Origin of the sequence: Desulfobulbus rhabdoformis, assembly GCF_016919065.1 — a bacterium.
Classification (GTDB): Bacteria; Desulfobacterota; Desulfobulbia; order Desulfobulbales; family Desulfobulbaceae; genus Desulfobulbus; species Desulfobulbus rhabdoformis.
Window position 1 is genome coordinate 69,285 of sequence record NZ_JAFFQA010000018.1, and the last position, 19,425, is coordinate 88,709.

Annotated in this window: 16 protein-coding genes and 1 rRNA gene; 14 read left to right on the forward strand and 3 right to left on the reverse strand. The window is 49.8% G+C overall.

Annotated features, from left to right (window positions below; all coding sequences use genetic code 11):
- The first annotated feature begins 34 nt into the window (after positions 1 to 34).
- The 9 genes from JWJ90_RS11190 to JWJ90_RS11230 all read left to right on the forward strand — a co-directional run bounded on the left by JWJ90_RS11190 (position 35) and on the right by JWJ90_RS11230 (position 8,980).
- The gene (locus tag JWJ90_RS11190; RefSeq protein WP_205227308.1) at positions 35 to 475 is read left to right on the forward strand and encodes a response regulator; all 441 of its coding nucleotides are present in this window, start codon (positions 35 to 37) and stop codon (positions 473 to 475) included.
- Positions 476 to 615: 140 nt separating this feature from the next.
- On the forward strand, positions 616 to 1,158 hold the full coding sequence (locus JWJ90_RS11195) for a CBS domain-containing protein (RefSeq protein WP_205227309.1): 543 nt from the start codon (positions 616 to 618) through the stop codon (positions 1,156 to 1,158).
- Positions 1,159 to 1,168: 10 nt separating this feature from the next.
- Complete coding sequence (locus JWJ90_RS11200) at positions 1,169 to 2,659, forward strand: SLC13 family permease (RefSeq protein ID WP_205227310.1); 1,491 nt, start codon at positions 1,169 to 1,171, stop codon at positions 2,657 to 2,659.
- A 94-nt stretch (positions 2,660 to 2,753) separates the two neighbouring features.
- Complete coding sequence (nhaD, locus tag JWJ90_RS11205; RefSeq protein WP_338032322.1) at positions 2,754 to 4,205, forward strand: sodium:proton antiporter NhaD; 1,452 nt, start codon at positions 2,754 to 2,756, stop codon at positions 4,203 to 4,205.
- A 185-nt stretch (positions 4,206 to 4,390) separates the two neighbouring features.
- Positions 4,391 to 5,779, forward strand: a complete 1,389-nt coding sequence (locus tag JWJ90_RS11210) for a sigma-54 interaction domain-containing protein (RefSeq protein WP_205227311.1) — start codon at positions 4,391 to 4,393, stop codon at positions 5,777 to 5,779.
- Between the two features lie 12 nt (positions 5,780 to 5,791).
- Entirely contained in the window at positions 5,792 to 6,145 is a 354-nt protein-coding gene (locus JWJ90_RS11215) for a hypothetical protein (protein ID WP_205227312.1), read from the forward strand.
- Positions 6,142 to 7,923, forward strand: a complete 1,782-nt coding sequence (locus tag JWJ90_RS11220; protein ID WP_205227313.1) for a sensor histidine kinase — start codon at positions 6,142 to 6,144, stop codon at positions 7,921 to 7,923. The genes JWJ90_RS11215 and JWJ90_RS11220 overlap by 4 nt, the downstream gene beginning before the upstream one ends.
- 9 nt (positions 7,924 to 7,932) lie before the next feature.
- The gene (locus tag JWJ90_RS11225; RefSeq protein WP_205227314.1) at positions 7,933 to 8,322 is read left to right on the forward strand and encodes a response regulator; all 390 of its coding nucleotides are present in this window, start codon (positions 7,933 to 7,935) and stop codon (positions 8,320 to 8,322) included.
- A complete protein-coding gene (locus JWJ90_RS11230) occupies positions 8,312 to 8,980 on the forward strand; it encodes a sensor histidine kinase (protein ID WP_205227315.1) in 669 nt (222 codons plus the stop codon). Before JWJ90_RS11225 ends, JWJ90_RS11230 begins: the two co-directional genes overlap by 11 nt.
- Positions 8,981 to 8,997: 17 nt before the next feature.
- Here JWJ90_RS11230 and JWJ90_RS11235 read toward each other — a convergent pair whose 3' ends face one another.
- Entirely contained in the window at positions 8,998 to 10,284 is a 1,287-nt protein-coding gene (locus tag JWJ90_RS11235; RefSeq protein ID WP_205227316.1) for a sigma 54-interacting transcriptional regulator, read from the reverse strand.
- A gap of 1,137 nt (positions 10,285 to 11,421) precedes the next feature.
- On the opposite strand from JWJ90_RS11235, the gene metK reads away from it, so the two are divergent.
- From metK to JWJ90_RS11255, 4 genes are all read left to right on the forward strand, one after another.
- Positions 11,422 to 12,609, forward strand: coding sequence for a methionine adenosyltransferase (metK, locus tag JWJ90_RS11240; protein ID WP_205227317.1), 1,188 nt, complete (start codon positions 11,422 to 11,424; stop codon positions 12,607 to 12,609).
- A gap of 207 nt (positions 12,610 to 12,816) precedes the next feature.
- A complete protein-coding gene (ahcY, locus tag JWJ90_RS11245) occupies positions 12,817 to 14,217 on the forward strand; it encodes an adenosylhomocysteinase (RefSeq protein WP_240194895.1) in 1,401 nt (466 codons plus the stop codon).
- 106 nt (positions 14,218 to 14,323) lie between these two features.
- Positions 14,324 to 14,950, forward strand: a complete 627-nt coding sequence (locus JWJ90_RS11250) for a class I SAM-dependent DNA methyltransferase (protein ID WP_205227319.1) — start codon at positions 14,324 to 14,326, stop codon at positions 14,948 to 14,950.
- A gap of 689 nt (positions 14,951 to 15,639) precedes the next feature.
- Positions 15,640 to 16,008 carry a NifB/NifX family molybdenum-iron cluster-binding protein gene (locus JWJ90_RS11255; RefSeq protein WP_205227320.1) on the forward strand — a complete coding sequence of 123 codons (369 nt, stop codon included), beginning with the start codon at positions 15,640 to 15,642 and terminating at the stop codon, positions 16,006 to 16,008.
- 380 nt (positions 16,009 to 16,388) lie between these two features.
- Here the strand turns inward: JWJ90_RS11255 and istB are convergent, their stop codons facing one another.
- The gene (gene istB, locus JWJ90_RS11260; RefSeq protein WP_205227321.1) at positions 16,389 to 17,126 is read right to left on the reverse strand and encodes an IS21-like element helper ATPase IstB; all 738 of its coding nucleotides are present in this window, start codon (positions 17,124 to 17,126) and stop codon (positions 16,389 to 16,391) included.
- An 11-nt stretch (positions 17,127 to 17,137) separates the two neighbouring features.
- Positions 17,138 to 18,691 carry an IS21 family transposase gene (istA, locus tag JWJ90_RS11265; protein ID WP_205227322.1) on the reverse strand — a complete coding sequence of 518 codons (1,554 nt, stop codon included), beginning with the start codon at positions 18,689 to 18,691 and terminating at the stop codon, positions 17,138 to 17,140.
- Between the two features lie 517 nt (positions 18,692 to 19,208).
- Here istA and JWJ90_RS11270 point away from each other — a divergent pair.
- Positions 19,209 to 19,425: ribosomal RNA gene (locus JWJ90_RS11270) — 16S ribosomal RNA — on the forward strand; the annotation flags it as partial.

A 19,425-nucleotide genomic window follows, 5' to 3' on the forward strand; every position in this document is an offset into this window, starting at 1 on the left:
GCGTATACCAATAACTCCATAAGGAGGGAGTACAATGGATAGCCAATTTGCAACCAAGGTCTTGTTGGTTGATGACGAAACCGACTTTGTTGACCTGATGTCCCAGCGACTCGAAACCAGAGGGCTGCGTGTCCTTGCCGTCACCAGTGGCGAGGAAGCGGTTGGGTCCATGGACGATAAAAATATAGATGTTGCCGTTGTCGATCTGGCCATGCCGGGGATAGACGGTATCGAAACTCTTATTCAAATAAAACAGGCTCGTCCTGATATCGAAGTCATCATGCTAACCGGTCATGCCACTATTCAAAGCGGCATAGAAGCGATGAAACATGGTGCGTGCGACTACCTGGAAAAACCTGTGGATCTTAACGTGCTCATGGAGAAGATCCGCTATGCCAAAGAAACGCGCATGGCGGCCATGGCAGAAAAATCCGCGCAAGAGGTACAGCACATTCTCAAAAGCAAGAGCTGGTAAAAAAACAGCGTCCCTCGCTAGCCGTATCCACTGTCTAACATCCTGAAAGTACGAAAGCAGGTCGCTTGAGCGAACCTGAACAGGAAAACTGTTTCCGGTGGTCGGCGAGCAAGAGAAGAACTTCTAAAGAGGATCAGGAAATGAGCCAAAACGAGAAAACCATAGCAGGGCTGATCATCCCCCTGGAGCAGTACCCCCATATACAGGAGAGCGCTTCACTGGAAGAGGCCATCATCCAGTTCAAGGAGTTTCTGCCGGATGGGCATGAACGGGTAGCCCATAATCAGCTGCTTGTGATCAACGATAAGGACCAGTTGGTTGGGCGGTTGACATTGATGGACATTATGCGGGGATTTGCTCCCCAGCTCTTTGGGAAGACCAAAGTAGAGCATTTTGACGGCAAAACTGGAGATTTTACAGATCTCGCCCTGTTGCTTGAAGAATCCACTTTTTCCGAATGCGGCAAAAATCGCAGCAAACCCATTTTGCCACTTGTGCAACCCATCAAGCTGACGCTGAGCCGGGAGACCCATCTTCTCAAAGCCCTGGTCATGATGTCGGCCCATAACGAGTTGAACGTTCCGGTTACCGAAAATGGACGTGTGATCGGGGTGCTTCGACTTGAAGAAATTTTCCTTGCCATGTGCAACACCTACTGTGTGCTGCCACAGGCGAACTCATGAGGTGTGCCAAATGTCTGCAATAGAAACGCTCAGCCTCCCGGAGGCTCAAAAGAAGATAGACTATAAACGAATATTTTTTCTCCTGCTCGGTGTCGGGCTCTTTGCCTTTGTCTATTACTGCCCTCCCTGGCCGGATGCAATCGATCCCATGGGTGAACATTTTGTACTCAGCAAGCAGGCCAAGGGCGCCTTGGCCGTGTTTTGCCTGGCCGCAACCTGGTGGGTCTTTGAGGTGGTGCCCATTGGTGTGACCAGCTTGACCATTGGCGCGCTCCAGGCCCTGTTCATGATCCGTGATCCCAAGGTGGCCTTCAAAGATTTCATGGATCCCTCGGTGCTTTTTATCTTTGGTTCCATCGTCATTGGCATGGTCTTCACCAAGACCGGACTCACCAAACGTATCGCCTATAAGATGCTCTCTATCGTGGGCGAGAAGACCAACATGATTCTTCTGGGGTGCTTTGTCATGACGGCAGCCCTGACCCATGTCATGGCGCATACGGCAGTGGCAGCCACCATGTTTCCGCTTTTGATGGCCATTCATGCCCTCTACAGCGAAGACGGCCAGCCGACTAAGTTTGGTAAGGGCATGTTTATCGGCATGGCGTATGTGGCCGGTGCCGGTTCCATTATTACCCTTTTAGGTGCCGCGAGGGGTGCGGTTGCCCTTGGTTTTTATAAAGACATCATGAATGTCGACATCAGCTTTTTTCAACTCACAGCCTATATGTTTCCCATTGGCTGGCTGATGACCTTTTTGCTTTGGGGGTTGATGCTGCTGGTGTTCAAACCGGAACGTGCACGCATTCCCGGGCTGAAGGAAAAGTCCAAGCGTATGTATTTGGAGCTGGGTGCCTGGAGTCGTCAGGAAATTCTCACCGCGCTCATCGTTTTTGCAACGATTTTGGTTATTGCCCTGAAGAATTTCATCCCGGCCCTTAGTGGCCTGAATAAGACCGGTATATTGCTGGTTTCCACCATCGCATTTTTCGTCCTCAATATCCTGGATTTGGATGATCTTGAGGAGATCCCCTGGAACATCATTTTGCTCTTTGCCGGTGCCATGTCTATCGGTTTCTGCCTCTGGGAGACCGGGGCCGCCAAATGGCTGGCCGTCAACTGGCTGGTACTCTTTCAAAATGCACCTCCCTTGGTGTTTATCCTTGGCATGGCCTTTTTTGTGATGATCATGACCAACTTTATTATGAACGTGGCGGCAATCGCCATCTCGCTGCCGGTGGCCCTGGTTATAGCCCCCTATCTCGGAGTGGCGGGAGAGGTCATCCTTTTTTCTTCGCTGATTGTTGCCGGTATGCCTTTTCTGTTGCTGGTGGGAGCGGCTCCCAATGCCATTGCCTATAATTCCAAGCAATTTACCACTGGCGAGTTTTTTCTCTGGGGAGTCCCGGCAAGTATTCTTCTGATGGGCGTGACCTGGTTGGCTGTCACTGTAATTTGGCCGCTGATGGGTATGCAGGTCTATGTACCCAAAGTCATGTAAGCAGATAGATTGAAACGCTAATGCAATGTCTGGAAGCACCGGTCAAGCGGCTGCCTGGCCGGTGCCAACCCCCTTAAGCAAAATGGAGGAACGTGTGAACCACCTTGTTTGTAAAACTCTGGGTCTAACCCTCTTGAGTCTCTTCACCTTAACCGTTTCCACTGCCTGGGCCGCCGGTGGTGGAGCGCAGATCGACTTAACGTCAAGCCCTGTTGGCTATCTCTGCCTGGCGCTCTTTATCGGGGCATATGGGTTGGTCATCGCAGAAGAGTACACCCATATGCGCAAGTCAAAACCTGTTCTGCTGGCAGCAGGGCTCATTTGGGGAATCATTGCCTGGGTTTATGCCGCCAACGGCTTTACCCATGAGGCTGAAACCGCAGTCCGCCACAACATTTTGGAATATGCTGAGCTTTTTCTCTTTTTGTTGGTGGCGATGACCTATATTAATGCCATGGAAGAGCGGCAAGTCTTTGCAGCTTTACGTGATAGGTTGGTCAATGCCGGGTATTCACTCCGAAAACTTTTTTGGGTCACCGGGGCGCTCGCCTTTTTTATCTCCCCCATTGCCGACAACTTGACCACAGCACTGTTGATGTGTGCTGTTGTTCTAGCCATCGGCAGGGATAATCAAAAATTTGTGCTTCTGGCCTGTATAAATATCGTGGTCGCGGCCAATGCAGGTGGCGCCTTCAGCCCATTTGGCGATATCACCACGCTGATGGTCTGGCAGAAGGGCGTTATCGATTTCTGGACTTTTTTTCACCTTTTCATTCCTTCAGCCGTGAACTGGCTTGTGCCGGCTTCTATCATGCACTTTGCTCTCCCCCAGGAACAGCCGGCCCCCTGCGAGGGAATGGCCTCTATGAAACGAGGGGCTGTGGTGGTTATGCTGCTTTTCCTGGCGACTATCGTTACCGCTGTGAGTTTTCATAACTTTCTCCATCTGCCTCCGATGATGGGCATGATGACCGGTCTGGCGTACCTGAAATTTTATGGATTTTACCTGAAAAGGACCCATAAAAATCTTCCGGGATCCACCGGTTATGATGAGGAGAAAGCCGATGAACGCATCGGCGATACCGTGGCCTTTGATGTCTTTCGCAAGGTAGCCAGGGCAGAGTGGGATACGCTGATGTTCTTTTATGGGGTCATTCTCTGCGTTGGCGGCCTGGGTTTTATCGGCTATCTGACCATCGTTTCCAAGGTGATGTTTGTTGATTGGGGCCCATTGCCAGCCAATGTCATGGTAGGTGTGCTCTCTGCCCTGGTCGATAATATTCCGGTTATGTTTGCCGTGCTGACCATGTTTCCGGATATGTCCGCGGGCCACTGGTTGCTGGTAACACTCACCGCTGGTGTTGGTGGCAGCATGCTCTCTATCGGCTCGGCCGCTGGTGTTGCCCTTATGGGACAGGCTCGCGGCAAATACACCTTTTTTGGACATCTGCGCTGGCTTCCGGCCATTGCTCTGGGCTACGCGGCCAGTATTGTTGTTCATTTGCTGGTCAATGGGCGTTTTTTTGATGGGGTGCCGCTAACCTGAAAGAAGAGAAGACGAGGCTCTGTTCCCCCGAGGTTGAAAATGGTTGTAGCACCCCGTGTCCCCCCAGCACGGCTTTTCCCCTCGGGGGGACGCTTTGCCATGACGGTGATCGAGAAAAGAGGTATTATCGAAGCTTGTTCCCGTACTGTCTCGATTTTTCATCTCTATCCTGGGGGACCCGGCCTATGAAGCATGCCTCTTTTTTAAAAAATCAGACCATCATGGTCGAATTGCTCAATGCCATCCCCCACGGGATTGCCCTGTTGGATGCAAATCTCTGTATCGCCGGCATGAACCGATTCCTTGAGGCCATGCTCGGCTATACTACCGAAGAGGTGCGTGGCGTCTACGGAGACTTTATCCTGCGTACAAGTCTTGGCAGCAACGATCAGGTGGTCCGGACGGTCATGGAGACAGGGCAATCGGTTTCCCAGGACAGCACCCTTATCAACAAGGCGCGAAAAAAAATTCCGGTTGGCTGTACCATTTCCCGACTTGAAGATGCAACCGGTGCCAGGGCCGTGTTGATAGTGTTGGAGGATATGTCGGCTTTGCAGGAAGCGCGGGCGGCCTGCAAACATGCGGATGCCGCTGGAGATATCCTCGGGCATAGCCCGCAGATGAAAGAGGTCTTTGCCATGATGTCAGTCCTGGCGAAGACCGACGCATCGGTTTTGATCACCGGCGAGACAGGAACGGGAAAAGATAAAATTGCCGAACAGTTACACACACTCTCTTCCAGAGGCAGGCAGCCATTTATAAAGGTCAACTGTGGGGCCCTGCCTGAGGCGCTCTTGGAATCGGAACTCTTTGGTCATGTAAAAGGTGCCTTTACCGGGGCTGTGAAGGAACATAAGGGAATGTTTCGCCTGGCTGATAAGGGGACGATTTTTTTAACAGAAATAGGCGATCTCTCTTTGCCCTTGCAGGTAAAACTGCTCTCTGTGCTCGATGATCATGAGTTTTATCCTGTTGGCAGCAGTAAAAAAGTAAGTGTTGATGTGCGGGTGATTGCCGCCACGCATAAACCGCTACGGGCTGAAGTCCGTCGTGGAACTTTTCGCGAGGATCTGTTTTATCGCCTCAATGTTCTCCATTTGCATGTGCCCCCCCTGCGGGAACGTGAAGGGGATGTGCGGCTGCTTTTGGATCATTTTCTTCAGTTTTTTGCTCAGCGACTAGGGAAAAATATGGCGGGCTTTACTCCTAAGGCGCTCGAGCCACTTGTTCATTTTTCTTATCCGGGCAATGTGCGGGAACTGCGAAATATAGTGGAATATGCCGTCAATATGAGCCGGGGGGAGAGGGTCACCTTTAAAGATCTACCGCCTTACGCTCTGCAACCAGTCGGGGCAGATTTTGACGAGAGCGAAGAGGATAAGACAACGCTGGGAAGTGATACTGCGCCCCCTCTCCAGCACGAAAAACCACTGGCAGGGTGGGCTCAGGTAGAGCGGGATCGCCTCCTTGATGCCCTGAGTAAAACAGGGGGGAACCGTTCTGAAGCCGCTGCCCTGCTCGGATGTGGAAGGACAACCCTCTGGCGAAAAATGAAGAAATATGACTTGGCCTAGGAGAAGACAGTTTTGAAGATACTCTTGACTATCCGGGGAGATTATGTCGCCCCAAGGTTTGACTGTGCCGCCGAGGTTCTCATTGCCACCTGTTATGACCATCAACTTCTGGAGGAGCCTCGTTCTATCATTCTTGACCATGTCTCCGCAGAGCGTATCTGTGATATTGCCCTGAAAGAAAATATTGGAATGCTTATTTGCGGAGGGATTGAAGAACAGCATTATCAATTTCTCGTCTGGAAGCATATCAAGGTGTTTGACGGCATTGTTGGGCCTTATGATCCTGTTTTGCACGCCGCAATTGAAGGCCATTTAACAGCTGGTTCCTTGTTTCCCGGGGTGACTACCTGGGGGGTACGCGCATGAATACAAAACGGATGTGGATATCACGGTTATTACCATCGCCCTCCGAGTATTTTGAAGATACCGCCGAGATGGAGAAGAACTATCGCTATTTTTCACGACGGCTCTTTGTTCTGCTTCTTGGGCTCACCATGACCCCGTTGATTATTGTTTCTGGGCTCTTGCATTACCAATATCAGAATTTATTACAGAAAAATGAGCTGACCCAGTTGGTGTTGAACCTGGAGCAGTCGCAAAACACCATCGAGCGCTTTGTCTCCAAACTCCAATCTATTATTAAGTTTGTTGCTCGGGATGATCGCTATGAGGAGCTAAGGAATACCGAAGAACTGAAAGCATTGTTTGTGCGCCTGCAGCAGGAATATCCAGATTTCGCCGATATCGAGGTGATTGACTCCAGCGGTCGGCAGCAATCCTATATCGGGCCCTATGAACTAAGTGGCAACGATTATACCCAGCAAAACTGGTATAAGGAGGTTCTGCAGCGAGGGGTCTATCTCAGCAATGTCTTTTCAGGCTTTCGCCAGGTCCCTCATTTTGTTATTGCCGTGAGTAGAAAGCTTCCCGACAACAAAGGTTCCTGGGTTTTACGCGTCACCATTGACGTCAACACTCTCCAGCGTTATGTGGATATCGGTGTCACCAACTCGATCAGTGATGTCTATCTGGTGGATGCCGCGGGAAACCTGCAGACCAAGCCGAGAAAGTACGGTCTGATAGGAGAGAAGAGTGTTTTGCTCCATGATTACGGCCTGACCGAATATTCCATCAGCGAGACTCTGGCTGACTATCAGCAACTTTTAGTCAAAAATGCCGATGTGACCGTGGTGAAGACTCCTGAAGGGAATGAAGTGCTCCATGCGGCAATTGATTTGCAGTCAACGCCCTGGAGGCTGGTTTTGGTGAAAGATCTCTATCTAGACGGCAATGCCTGGTTCTTTTTCCAACTGCGGCTTTTCAGTATTATTCTGGGCTGTATCCTCTTGGGAGTCTTGATTCTCCTGCGGATGAGCCATGTCATCACCGCGCATATCCGCCAGTCGGACAGACGCAGGCAGCACTTTTTTCTGGAGGCGGAGAGTGCCAATAAACTCGCTGCCATCGGGCGCCTTGCCGCCGGGGTTGCCCATGAAATCAATAATCCCCTGTCAATCATTAACCAGAAAACCGGGCTGGTCATGGATTATTTTGAAATGACGGAGGATTTCAAATATAAGCAGGCTATGGAGCAGGCGCTCAATGGCGTTCAGGAATCTGTAAATCGATGCCGAACCATTACCCATCGTCTTCTGGGCTTTGCCCGACATACGGACGTCATGATCGAAGAGCTCGATATGAACCAGCTGCTGCAGGAAGTGGTGGCTTTTCTAGCCAAAGAGGCCACCTATAACCAGATAGCCATCAATTTTGATCTGGATGAGGGGCTGAAGCATATTCAGAGCGATCGCGGACAGTTGCAACAAGTTTTTCTTAATATTATCAATAACGCAATCGATGCCATCGGCAATGAAGGGACCATCCTGCTGAAAACTCGGATGCAGAAGGAAGACGGCATCCGTATTACTGTGGTGGACGATGGACCAGGGATGTCTGTTGAGGTGGTGCAACGCATTTTCGACCCATTTTTTACTACCAAGGAAACAGGGAAGGGGACAGGGCTTGGACTGTCTATCACCTATGGAATATTAAAAAAACTCGGAGGCGACATTCAGGTGAACTCCGAGCCGGGGCAGGGGGCTACATTTACAATTGTTCTCCCTCTGGTTCAAGAACAGCAATGAGGGCAACGGATGATACAGGGCAAAATATTAATTATAGACGATGAAGTGGAATTCGCCTCCACCCTGCGCCAGCGACTTGCTCTGCGGGGTATGGATGTCAGCGATGCACATAGCGGCACAGAAGGGCTTGAACAGCTTGCAGGCTACAAACCCGATATCGTCCTGCTGGATTTAAAAATGCCGGATATGAACGGGTTGGATATTTTGAGCCTGATCAAGGAAAAGTATCCACACACCGAGGTAATCATGCTCACAGGGCACGGCTCTGTTGCCGCCGGAATAGAGGCTATGGAAAAAGGTGCCTTTGACTACATCATGAAGCCAGTGGATTTACGTGATTTGCTGGTGAAAATCGAACAGGCCGCTGCCGGCATGGAGCAGACTTCTCATGGACAGTGATAGCATAAATACCCTGCGTGCCGAGCAGCTTGACTCCTACGGGAGGCTGCTGGCTGGTTTTTCCCATGAAATGAAAAATCATATGGGCGTGATTCGTGAATCAAGCGGCCTTTTGCAGGATCTGGTTGCCATGCATGGTGCGCATTTGGATGAGCAGGTGCGCACTCGACTGGAAAAGGCAACGGCAATGATAGAAGAGCGGGTTAAAACTACCGCTCAAATGTTGCACCATCTCAGTGGTTTTGCCCATAGAAGCGATGTCGCCTGTTCAGCCTTTCAACCCGGACAGGTGGTTGAGGAGCTCTGTATGTTCCTGCAGCGCTTTGCCAGGTTGAGCAAGTGTGAACTGGCATGGCGCACCGAACCGGGAGCCATCTCCATTCACAACGATCCGAGTCTGCTTCATCATCTTCTCTATAGACTTTTTGCACTCGTTCAGGAGCGGTTTGAGCCTGGTGACAGTCTGCTCATAGAGACCGGAGCGGATGACGGACAGGCGATGATTTGTTTTTACTACCGAGGCGCGCCTGCAACGCAATTGAACCTGCCTGAAGAACTCAACCTTCCCCTTGCGCTCCTGCAGGGAAGCTGCGTCATAGAGAAAAGGGACGGGGGGCATGAAATACGGGTGCGTATCCCTTCGCTTCCTCTTGCTTAAGCGGGAAGGGGGAACCATTACTTTTTGCTCAGCATATTGAATTTGCGCATTTTGTTATAGAGAGATCTTCTTGAAATCCCGAGAATATCGCTCGCTTGGGTCCTGTTTTGACTGGTATGCTCCAGGGTGCGGGCGATAATCTCTTTTTCCACTTCTTCAAGCGTCATTCCGACGCGTACCACCACTTTTACATCTTCATTGCGAAACTTTGAAATGCGCGGGGGGAGTTCCTTTCGCTCTAAGATGTCCCCTGTACTGGTGATGACGGCGCGTTGGATAACGTTTTTCAGTTCACGCACATTTCCCGGCCAAGGGTAGGATTCAAGGCAACTGATGAATCCTGGAGACATGCCGCGAATGTATTTTTGAAAGGTACTGCAGGACAGCTGAGTAAAATGGTCCACCAGAAGGTGCAGGTCTCCGTGCCGTTCACGCAGTGGCGGCATGGTAATATGGAGCACGTCTAGGCGGTAGTAGAGATCTTCCCGAAAGCTGCCATTGCTTATTTCAGTGGTCAGATCGGCATTGGAAGCAGCGATGATCCGCACATCCACAGGGATCTGGTTTTGGCTGCCGATTCGGCAGTATTCATTGGTTTCAAGCAGACGCAACAAACTGACCTGCATTTTTTCATCAATGGTGGCGATCTCATCCATGAAGACCGTGCCCCCGTCTGCGACTTCAAAGCAGCCCTTTCGCATGGAGGTAGCCCCGGAAAACGCTCCCCGCTCATGCCCAAAGAGTTCACTGGCAACCAGGTCCGTCGGTAACGAGCCGATATGCACAGGAACATAAGGTTCATTGGTTCGTTCACTCAGTTCATGGATGGCCAGGGCGGCAAGCTCTTTACCGGTACCGGTTTCACCGGAAATTAATACCGGAATATCTGTGGCCGCTGCCTGCCTGATTTGCTGATAGACATTCTGCATAGCGGTGGAGCGGCCAATCATACTTTCAAAGGTGTTTTTTTCGACCTCTGACTGGAGCAGGAGATTTACTCCTACTTGGGGTTTTCTGTCGACGGCTGTCTCAATGAGGAGCTTGAGTTCTTCATCGGAAACTGGAAGGGCGGAATAATGATAGATGCCAGCACGCAGTGCTTGATGGGCAATCTTTAAAGTGCCGGGGTGGGCAAAGAAGAGAATAAGCGTGCTTGGGCATTTGGCACAGATGAGTTCTATGATTTCCAGGGCATCATCTGGGTTGAGATCGGTGACGGAGCTGGAAAATAACATCAGGTCAAAGGTGTCCCGCTCAAAGCGGTCAGCGACTTTTTCAAGACTTTTTTCATAGGATAATGACACATGATCTTCGTCAAATATCCGCACTACCTGACAGGCGAGTTCTCGCCCCGCATCTACGCATAGTATTTTTATTGTGTTGCTCTTGCTGTTCTCCATGAAAAATAGTGGGCCTGGGAAAAATGAGGGATAAGAATAAATCTGAATACAGGATGTTTATAACGAGACATTTCCACTGAGGGAAGGAGGGGGCACGAGCTTGCATATGCCCAGTGTGAAAATACTGACGATATTCCTCTCAGAACCCATAGAGGATAACATGTTGCCGCGTGGGGGCAACAATATTTCGGTAAATACCTGTGAAATTATTGCACACCTAGCTCAAGGTGTTTGATTTTTCAGAGGATGATCAGTAGTAAAAACAAAACATTTTAATCAAAAAAGACAAAAGTATTCAGCTAATATAATGACTGAATCTGAATTATGTATTCCCTGGGATGAAGAATGAAATCCTTTTTTGCCTTGAGAGAAAAATTCTCTGTATTCGTGTCCATACCCACTAATAATGAGCTTCCCCAGGCGCTGCGGTCTCGGCACAGTACCTCCCCATAAGGGGAGCATCCTGTGAGACTGCTCACGGATTCAGGCACGGTGATGCCGGTACCTTCAGGTGCCCCTGATCGAATACATCCCGGCAGCGAATTTTTTTGGAGGATGTGATTGAGCAATTTCGACCCGACTCGCCCGTAGTGTCAGGCTGAAAATATGGGATGAGCAAATATTTCCCGTTTTGAAAAGCAAAGAGCCGTTCCTGGAAATCTCTTGAGGAATCGAAAATAAATTCTTTTAAATTAGTGTATTAGGATAATGAATGCGCCTGTCTAAATTTTTGAGGAATGCATGTCCCTTCGTTTGTTAGCGTTGCATTATGTAAATATATTGCCCATTTGCCTGTTATTGTCCGCATTAGGACACAGAGAGTCGTCTCCGGTGTGGTCCATCGCATGTTTTTTCCCAAAAGGTCCTTTTCTAACTCACTAAGAAGACATTGTTTTAGAAGCCTCTAAAATAATGTGGCCGTTTTGAATTGCAGAGTGGTACAACCATTGCTAAAGACTGTCATGTCCAAGTCATCCTTCCGATGTGCCTCCCCGGTAAAGGTAATAAATATATGGTATTACAAGTTAAAAAAGGAGCAATATGAGCAAGTTGCGCAATGCACATGTGTTTACGAGTGAATCTGTCAGCGAAGGTCATCCTGACAAAGTCTGTGATCAGGTATCCGATGCCATTCTGGATGCCTGTCTGGCGAAAGATGCAACCAGCCGCGTTGCCTGTGAGACCGGAGTAACAACGAATTTCCTCGTAAACATGGGGGAAATTACCTGTTCCGGCTGGGATAAGATCAATCCGGAAAGCATTGCACGCAGGGTCGTTAACGATATCGGGTACAACCGGGAGGAGTTGCTCTTTTCCGGTGATACCTTTGAATACGTTTCCCGTATTCATTCCCAGTCCAGCGATATTGCGCAGGGAGTAGATGAAGGTAAGGGGCTGTTTGAAGAGCAGGGAGCCGGTGACCAGGGGATGATGTTTGGGTACGCCACCTCTGCCACCCCTTCGTTAATGCCAGCCCCCATTCATTACTCACACCAATTGTTGTTGAAACTGCAGCAGGTTCGTCACCAGGGCACAATCGACTATCTGCGTCCAGATGCCAAAACCCAGGTTTCAGTACTGCATGAAAACGGCCAGCCCGTCAAGATTACCAACGTTGTTATCTCTCACCAGACCGCCGATGTTCCCCTGGCCAGAATTCGGGAAGACCTGGTGCAGTTGACCAGAGAGCTGCTATCACCAACTGGTCTTTTGGATAATGACACCGAATTCTACATTAATCCGACAGGTAAGTTTGTTATCGGTGGTCCCCACGGTGATGCAGGATTGACGGGGCGTAAAATTATTGTCGATACCTATGGTGGCGTAGGTTGCCATGGCGGCGGCGCCTTTTCCGGCAAGGATCCGTCCAAGGTGGACCGTTCCGCAGCTTATTATGCGCGGTATGCGGCTAAAAACATTGTTGCCGCCGGACTTGCGGAAAAATGCGAGATACAGGTCTCTTACGCCATTGGCGTAGCCAAGCCACTCTCTGTGAATGTGGATACCTTTGGAACGGGAACGGTTTCTGACGAGTCGATCCAAAAAGTGCTGGAATCTGAGGAGGTATTTAACTTCAGACCTGCCTCACTGATCAATGATCTTGATCTGACCAACCCTTCGGGCTGGAGTTATCGTGACACGGCAGTGGCTGGGCATTTTGGCCGATCCATTTTTCCTTGGGAGCAGACCAACAAAGTTGATGCACTGCTTGCAGCTATCAAAAAGTAACAAGTCATCTTGCGGTTCTCGTAAAAGAACCAAGCCCGCAGGAACAGGCTTTGCGAAGTTTTTGCATCTTTAAGGGAGGGCCTTAATTCCTCCCATCATCGAATTATTTTAGGAGTTACCATGTCAACAGATACCGTTCTGTCAGAAGGATCCAAGGAAAAGGCAACGATTGCCGAGATCGTTGCCAGCTCTCAGAACAGTGGCCAGATGAACTATAAGGTAAAGGATATCGGCTTGGCCGATTGGGGCCGCAAAGAGATCACTATTGCAGAGAGCGAAATGCCCGGTCTGATGGCGACTCGGGAGAAATACGGCCCCCAGAAGCCGCTGCAAGGGGTGCGCATTATGGGCAGCCTCCATATGACTGTGCAGACGGCTGTTTTAATTGAGACTCTGACAGCACTTGGCGCAGATGTTCGTTGGGCAAGCTGTAATATTTTCTCTACCCAGGACCACGCAGCGGCTGCTATTGCAGCTGCAGGTGTTCCGGTCTTTGCCTGGAAGGGAGAAACCCTTGAGGAGTATTGGTGGTGTACACTGCGGGCCATGACCTGGCCTGATGGCTCTACCCCTGAGTTAATCGTTGATGACGGTGGCGACGCAACCTTGCTTATCCATAAGGGGTATGCTGCTGAAAACGATGCCGCGACGCTTGAAGGTCAAGCAGATAACGAAGAGCTCCAGATTGTTCAAAATCTTTTGCGCGATGTCCTTAAAACGGACAACAATTTCTGGCATCGGGCAGTTGAGCAGTGGAAAGGTGTTTCCGAGGAGACAACCACCGGTGTGCATCGCTTGTATCATATGCAGAAAGAGGGGACTCTGCTTGTCCCTGCGATCAACGTGAATGATTCGGTGACCAAATCCAAATTTGACAATGTATACGGATGTCGCCATTCACTGGTCGACGGTATCTGCCGTGCTATGGATGTTATGCTTTCCGGTAAAAAAGCCATGGTTTGTGGCTTTGGAGATGTCGGAAAGGGGTCTGCCGAATCCCTGGCTGGCCAGAAATGTCGCGTCTTTGTTTCCGAGGTCGATCCCATCTGTGCCCTACAGGCCTGCATGGGCGGGTATACTGTCTGCCGTGTTGAGGATGTGCTGGACAAGGCAGATATTTACGTAACCACCACAGGCAATAAAGATATCATCACTGCTGAGCACATGAGCAAGATGAAAGACCAGGCCATTGTCTGTAACATCGGTCATTTCGATAACGAAATCGAGGTAGATAAGCTCAATAATTGGCCAGGGGTGGTCAAAGAAAATATCAAACCGCAGGTAGATAAATACACCTTCCCCGACGGTCACTCGATCTTTCTGCTTGCCGAGGGGCGTCTGGTCAACCTTGGTTGCGCTACCGGGCATCCGAGCTTTGTTATGTCCAACTCTTTTACCAACCAGGTCCTTGCCCAGATGGATCTGTGGAGAAATAAGCAGAGTCGTGAGGTTGGCGTCTATACCCTGGATAAAAAGCTGGATGAAGAGGTCGCACGTCTCCATTTGGATAAACTCGGTGCTCTACTTACCGAGCTTCGCCCGGATCAGGCCGAGTATATTGGTGTTGCTGTAGAGGGGCCGTATAAGCCTGACCATTACCGTTATTAATACGGGCCAAGGGGGGCTCCCGAAATTCGGGCTAAGGAGCTTGCAGAGGAGGGAATACATTGCCTCCTCTGCAATGCAAGAGCCATTTTTTTCATAAAAAATCAAAATGATAAGTGAAAATAAAACCCTAGACAAAGTGTACACCGCCAAAGATCACGATGAGCTTATGGATGCGTATGGTGAGTGGGCAAACGAGTATGAGAAAGACACGGTAGATCGGTTTGGATATGTTGCCCATATCGAGTCTGCAGATGCCTTTGAGCAGGTCATGAGCCATAAAGGTGCTTATATTCTTGATGCTGGCTGTGGGACAGGGCTTGTCGGAAAGGAGCTAAGCCAACGTGGATACCAAAAGGTCGACGCTCTTGATTGCTCTGAACAGATGCTTGGGGAAGCCAGGGATAAAAAGGTATATCATGAGCTTTTTCAGGCGGACATGAGCAAGCGGCTCGAGTTTGAAGACAACCGCTACGATGCTGTTATTTGCACAGGGACTTTTACTTACGGGCATGTGCAGGCAGATGCCTTTGAAGAATTGGTCCGCATTACTAAACCTGGAGGAATTATCTGTTTCACAATTCGCGAAGGGGCATTTGATGATTGTGGGTATCAGGAGAAAATGGCTGAGATGGAGCATGGCCAATCCTGGGAACAAGTCGCTCTTGTCGATGCCACGTATTTTGTGAAAGAAAAAGTTTCCTGCAAGATTTGTACATATCGAGTGACTGCATAAGAGCATACGTGTCCTTGGGACACGATTTTAGGTGTACATTTTTTTTAAGGTTGAAGCCCTTGCTAAGATTACTTTTTGGAAAGAGTTCTCATGTTCATTTGACAATAACTTGAACGAAGTTACAATGAAATAACCCCCTTGGTGCAGGATGCACCAGAAGCCCCGAACCCATTGAGAGTTTCCCTCACTTTTGACTCTCGCGGATTTGGGGCTTTTTTTATCTGAAAATGTGAGGAGCAGCAGGCGAAGCGAAAGGGGGACATAAAGCGTTCTTTTGAAAAAAGTTTTTTTTTTGAAGAAGATGTCTCGTTTAGCAAAAAATGGGAGGCACTGATTCAGATTGCGTTCTCCTGTCCAGGGAAGCTTGAGAAACTCTGATGCAATCCAAACAGAGAACAAATATTTCAGGTTTACTCTGGAAAGAATAGAGGCGTTCTCCTATAACCTCTGTTCTCCTAGACCTCTTCACCGTTTTTAGCTCCCCCTTTCTGCGGTGAAGAGGTTTTCTTTTTTAATTCGACTATATCCCCACTGGCAACAGCAGAATGAGAAATCGAAGACAAAAGATGAGGCTGTATAGAATATGTGGTATGTAATCAAGCACAAGGGAGAGTGACAAGCTGTTAAGCTATCATCCTCCGCCACGGATTCAGGTTTATGTTAAGACACTACCTAAATGAGAGAGTACTATGAAAGTTGCCGTAACCGCCGCAGGGGCTACCCCGGAAAGCGCAGTATTTGAGGAGTTTGCCAAAGCCCCCTTTTTGCTCATCGTTGATGTGGAGACTATGGACTGTAATGCAATCGAGCATGCAGTCTCACCGGGGTCGGATTTGGAATTGGCGAGAAAAGTAGCTGAGCACGGGTGCGAGGCAGTTATTACGGGTAAGTTGTCAGAAAGTTCCTTTGAAATTATTGCCGATGAAATGATTACCCGTTATATGGCTCCTGGTCTGACAGTCAAAGCGGCTGTGGAGGCAATGGAAGGAAGGCGATTAGATATTATACGTAACGCTGATGGCACCACTGAGTGCAAGGGCGATCACCATCACGCATAAAGCAAACACGCTTGAATTTCCCGAATTGAGGGAAGACAAAGGGCATGCGGCCAATAGGCTGCATGTCCTTTTTTTATGCAAATATTGGAGACGATACGGCCGGAGGGTTTTAGAATTTCTTCTAATCGCACAAAATTGGCCGAAAATCCTTGGCAGTAGAGGTTACTCAATTCACCCCTTTCAAAAAAATGCATGATGAGCTTGAAGGAGGAATTGGGCTATATCCGAGCCCTGGTGCGTATTCCAGGGAATCCGGCCAGTCATTCCAGTCGAAGCCGGTCACTGAATCCATTCGATCCCGGCCACCTGTTCCAGTGATCTCGGTCGGGTGATCGGAGCGAAGCGACGCGGTTATTTAGTCATTACCTCGTTGTCGCCATTCAGGTCAAGTTTGCCTTCTTTTTTCTCATTGATTCTCCTTTCAGTTGTATTTTGTGCGCAGTGTGGACCAACCGGTCCAGGATGGCGTCTGCCACGGTCGGATCACCGATCTGTTCATGCCAGTGGTCTACAGGGAGCTGGCTGGTGACAAGGGTCGACTTCAAGCCATGACGATCTTCCAGTATCTCCAGTAGGTCATGTCGTTGCTCCCGCCCCAGCTGGACCAAGCCATAGTCATCAAGTACCAGCAGATCGGCTTTGGCTAAGGCTTTCAGGAGCTTTAGGTATCTGCCGTCACCTTTGGCCAGGGCAAGGTCCTCGAAGAGCTTTGTCGTTCTCAGGTACAGCGTGTTCAACCCTTCTCGGCAGGCCTTCTGAGCAAAGGCGCAGGCAAGGTAGGTTTTACCAACGCCGGTAGGTCCGGTAATGATCAGGTTGTTTCGCTCTCTGATCCAGTCACAGCCGGCCAACCTGAGGGCCAATGACTTATCCAGCCCACGTGGATGGCGGAAGTCAATATCTTCGATGCAACTATCTTGGCGTAGTTTGGCCGCTCTGAGTCGGGTTTGCAGTCTCCGTGTTTCTCTAACGGTTACTTCCCGGTCAAGCAGCAGGCCAAGTCGTTCTTCAAAGCTCATGTCGGTAAGGGAGTTCATCTGCATTTGCTCGTCAAGGGCCGCTGCCATGCCGGTGAAACGCAAGGTATTGAGTTTTTCAAGTGTTGGATGCAACAGCATGTGATTCTCCTTTAATGGACTGTTGAGTGGTAGTAATCGGCTCCACGGATGTTGCCGTGTTCAACTGGTTTGCTGCTCTTCTCGTTGTTAACCAGCGTTTTTTGATCCAGGCCGTTTTTGAGAATGGACTCGATGGACCGGTAGGAGAGCGCGTTGATCTTGAGTGCTCGTGCACATGCTGCTTCCAGCCGTTCATCGCTATAGGCTTTACCCAGCCTGAGAATGCCCAGCAGGCTTCGGTAGGCCTGCTGTGGGTGTTGGCGCTGGACCAACAGCGTTTCGGTGAGCAGGAGCGCCTGCGGCCCGATTTTGGCTGCCCAGCGTTTGAACCGTTCAGGATTCCATTCCGAGTATTTCTGGTGATTGAGGGGCATGTGTGCTTTGACGGTGGTGTGGCGACCGCGAAGAGTACTGCGGAGATGGCTGGCTATACGTCGATTCCGGTAAAAACATTCGACCGTGTGCGCGGTATAGCGAACATCCAGTTTCTTCTTCACTAGGGTATAGGGGACGGAGTAATAGTGGCCCTCCACTTCCACATGATAATCAAGGTGGACGGTCGCCTTTTTCCAATAGGCCAACTCGTAGGGAGTAAGGGGAAGTGGTTTGAGGGCGGGCTGGTCAATCTCGCAAAAACGGCTGTGGCGGGTGCCGGGGAGTTTCTTGAACTGTTTGGTGTTCAGGATCTGCAGCAGCCGTTGTATTTCCCGGTTTAAATCCGCGAGATTGAAGAAGGTGTATTTGCGCAACCTTGCCAAGATCCACCGCTCCACCAGGAGTACACCGGCTTCCGCCTTGGCCTTGTCACGCGGTTTTCTGGGACGAGCAGGCAGGACCACGGTCTGATAATGTCGTGCCAGGTCGTGATAGGTTGGGTTGATGTCGGGCTCATACTTACAGGTTTTGATGACACCGCTTTTGAGATTATCGGGAACAACAGCCTCCGGAACTCCGCCGAGAAAATTGAAGGCCCGCACATGCGATCCTATCCAATCTTCAAGCTGCTGGCTGAGTGTGGCTTCCGCGTAGGTGTAATTGCTCGCCCCCAGTACAGCAACAAAGATCTGGGCATTACGGATCTCGCCCGTGCTTGGATCGATGACATCTATGGTTTGTCCGGCATAATCGACAAAGAGTTTTTCGCCTGCCCGGTGCTCATGGCGCATCACCACATTCAGTCTGGCGGCCCACTCTCGATACCGCTGACAAAACCAGCTGTATTGGTAGCCGTCTGGGTGTTGCTCCTTGTACTCCTGCCATAACAGGTTCAAGGTGACATGCTTGCGTGATTGCAGCTCCCTATGGACTTCCTGAAAATCAGGGAACAGCCGGGAGCTGTTGGCTGGTGTGGGCGGTGGAAATAGTCGCTGTTCAAGCTCTGTATCACCAAGTTCCTCAGGCAACGGCCAACGCAGCCCGGCATTCCTGGCACGTTGCAGGTAATCGCCAACAGTACTGCTCCCTATGCCGCAACTCAAACCGATTTCCCGGTTACTGCGACGTAGGTCATGTTTGAGGCGTAACACCTCTCGTATTTTGCGCATAGATACCCTCTTGCCTGGCATGAACCCCTCCTTGATTATTTCTTTGAAGAAAGGGTTTTATACCATCTGGTTCTATGCGTCGTTTCGCTCCGAAAATGGTGACCGGAATGGTCTGGAATCAGTGACCGGGATCGAATGGAATCACTGGCCGGAATGAAATGGAATCACTGGCCGAGATCAAATGGAATGGGTGGCCGGGATCGTCTGGAATTCGCACCCTGGCGTCTTTTTCACGAACAGCGATGTATAGAGTTGCGAGAAAAGCGATCCCAACGTGCAAAAGGCTCTTGCCCTTTTGTTTCATCCATGGTTAATTAACGCCTCGCCGCTGCCGAGCAGCATCAAGCAGCGACGGAAACATTTGAGATCAAATAAAAAAATGATTGACAACGTTTCGAAAACATGATAGACTAATTGACGCAGCTTGCGGAACGCAAGCGCTTTTGATCTTTGAAAACTGAACAGTAAGAGCGGGCCAAGTAGTTTTTTTTGGTTTTTGATTGATTAGCACCAATCATTTGTGATTGGTCAGGATATTAAACTGGAGAGTTTGATCCTGGCTCAGAACGAACGCTGGCGGCGTGCTTAACACATGCAAGTCGAACGCGAAAGAGTTCTTCGGAACTTGAGTAGAGTGGCGCACGGGTGAGTAACGCGTAGATAACCTGTCTTGATGTCTGGAATAACCAGCCGAAAGGCTGACTAATACCGGATGGTCTTTCATTTTATAAGAATTGAAAGTAAAGGTGGCCTCT

Coding starts and splice junctions, on each gene's coding strand:
- JWJ90_RS11190 (WP_205227308.1), top strand. CDS start 35: ATGGATAGCCAATTTGCAACCAAGGTCTTGTTGGTTGATGACGAAACC.
- JWJ90_RS11195 (WP_205227309.1), top strand. CDS start 616: ATGAGCCAAAACGAGAAAACCATAGCAGGGCTGATCATCCCCCTGGAG.
- JWJ90_RS11200 (WP_205227310.1), top strand. CDS start 1,169: ATGTCTGCAATAGAAACGCTCAGCCTCCCGGAGGCTCAAAAGAAGATA.
- JWJ90_RS11210 (WP_205227311.1), top strand. CDS start 4,391: ATGAAGCATGCCTCTTTTTTAAAAAATCAGACCATCATGGTCGAATTG.
- JWJ90_RS11220 (WP_205227313.1), top strand. CDS start 6,142: ATGAATACAAAACGGATGTGGATATCACGGTTATTACCATCGCCCTCC.
- JWJ90_RS11225 (WP_205227314.1), top strand. CDS start 7,933: ATGATACAGGGCAAAATATTAATTATAGACGATGAAGTGGAATTCGCC.
- JWJ90_RS11230 (WP_205227315.1), top strand. CDS start 8,312: ATGGACAGTGATAGCATAAATACCCTGCGTGCCGAGCAGCTTGACTCC.
- metK (WP_205227317.1), top strand. CDS start 11,422: ATGAGCAAGTTGCGCAATGCACATGTGTTTACGAGTGAATCTGTCAGC.
- ahcY (WP_240194895.1), top strand. CDS start 12,817: ATGAACTATAAGGTAAAGGATATCGGCTTGGCCGATTGGGGCCGCAAA.
- JWJ90_RS11250 (WP_205227319.1), top strand. CDS start 14,324: ATGATAAGTGAAAATAAAACCCTAGACAAAGTGTACACCGCCAAAGAT.
- JWJ90_RS11255 (WP_205227320.1), top strand. CDS start 15,640: ATGAAAGTTGCCGTAACCGCCGCAGGGGCTACCCCGGAAAGCGCAGTA.
- istB (WP_205227321.1), bottom strand. CDS start 17,126: ATGCTGTTGCATCCAACACTTGAAAAACTCAATACCTTGCGTTTCACC.
- istA (WP_205227322.1), bottom strand. CDS start 18,691: ATGCCAGGCAAGAGGGTATCTATGCGCAAAATACGAGAGGTGTTACGC.